Genomic DNA, 1,715 nt, shown 5'->3' on the forward strand with positions numbered 1-1,715 from the left:
TCGAAACCCTCCGCCGATATGAGGCGGCGTGGCTTCCGCGCGATATCTTCGCTGGACTCGTCCTGGCGACGATGCTGGTCCCGGTCGGAATTGCCTACGCGGCAGCATCGGGCTTGCCCGGCATCTACGSTCTGTACGCAACGATCGTACCGCTGTTGGTCTACGCGGTGTTCGGCCCCAGCCGCATCCTCGTGCTGGGACCTGACTCGGCGCTGGCAGCCGTCATCCTCGGCGTTGTCGTCCCACTGTCTGGTGGCGATCCTCTTCGCGCGGCAACGCTCGCCGCGATGATGGCGATCGTTTCGGGGACGGTGTGCATTCTAGCCGGCATCGCGCGCCTGGGTTTTGTGACCGAGCTGCTCTCCAAGCCGATACGGTACGGCTACATGAACGGAATTGCATTGACCGTTTTGATCAGCCAACTGCCAAAGCTCTTCGGCTTCTCGATCGGGAGCGAAGGACCTTTACGAAGCCTATGGGCGTTCGCCGATGCAATCCTTGAAGGAAAGACAAACTGGGCCGCACTCGGGATTGGGCTCGGCACGCTGGTGGTCATCCTGCTGCTCCGGGACAACAAGCGGCTGCCAGGCATTCTGATTGCGGTCGTCGGGGCGACTGCCATCGTCGGCGTGCTTGATCTTGGGACTCGTTACGGCGTGGCGGTCTTGGGTCCTCTTCCGCAGGGCCTGCCGGGTTTCGCGATCCCCTGGATCACCTACGGCGATATCGTCCCGGTGCTGGTCGGCGGCTGCGCAATCGCGCTGGTATCATTCGCTGACACCAGCGTGCTTTCGCGCGCCTACGCCGCACGATTGGGCACTCATGTCGATCCCAACCAGGAGATGGTGGGGCTTGGCGCGGCCAATCTGGCAACCGGCTTTTTTCAGGGCTTCCCGATCAGCAGCAGCGCTTCGCGCACTCCCGTTGCAGAAGCCGCCGGCGCCCATACCCAGCTGACCAGCGTCGTCGGCGCGCTTGCCATCGCCGTCCTTCTGCTGGTGGCACCAAACCTGCTTCAGCATTTGCCCACCGCCGCATTGGCGGCCGTCGTCATCGCCGCTGCGATCGGCTTGTTTGAGGTCACCGACCTCAAGCGAATCTATCGGATTCAGCAGTGGGAGTTCTGGCTATCGATGGTCTGCTTTGTCGGCGTGGCGGTGCTCGGAGTGATTCCAGGAATTGGTCTGGCAATTGCAATCGCCATCGCCGAGTTCTTGTGGGACGGTTGGCGCCCGCACTCCGCCGTGTTGGGGCGCGCCCATGGCGTCAAAGGTTATCACGACATCACAAGATATCCGGATGCACGCCAAATCCCCGGGCTGGTCCTGTTTCGGTGGGATGCGCCGCTGTTCTTCGCCAACGCCGAATTCTTCAAAGAGCGCGTACTGGACGCCGTGGCGAAATCGCCGACGCCCGTACGCTGGCTGGTCGTTGCGGCGGAGCCTGTCACCAGCGTGGACGTCTCCGCCGGCGATATAGTCGCCGAATTGGACGAGGCGTTGCACGCGCGGGGTATCGAGTTCTGCTTTGCCGAACTGAAAGATCCAGTCAAGGACAAGCTGAAGAGATTTGGACTGTTCTCGCAGCTTGGCGAGCAATATTTCTTTCCAACGATCGGCGCAGCCGTTTCCAGTTACCTGGAAATCAACGACGTAGAGTGGGAGGACTGGGAGGACCAAGCCAAACGTTAGGAAGTGGCATGCCGGGCATGAATA

General features: G+C 61.4%; 1 protein-coding gene. It reads left to right on the plus strand.

Features of this window, described 5'->3' with window-relative positions:
- The coding region (locus ACXJL8_RS40300) for a SulP family inorganic anion transporter (RefSeq protein WP_456686953.1) at window positions 1-1,691 on the plus strand (1,691 nt) is incomplete at its 5' end.
- Between the last annotated feature and the right edge of the window lie 24 nt (window positions 1,692-1,715).

The sequence above is a fragment of the Bradyrhizobium sp. P5_C11_2 genome (assembly GCF_054049755.1).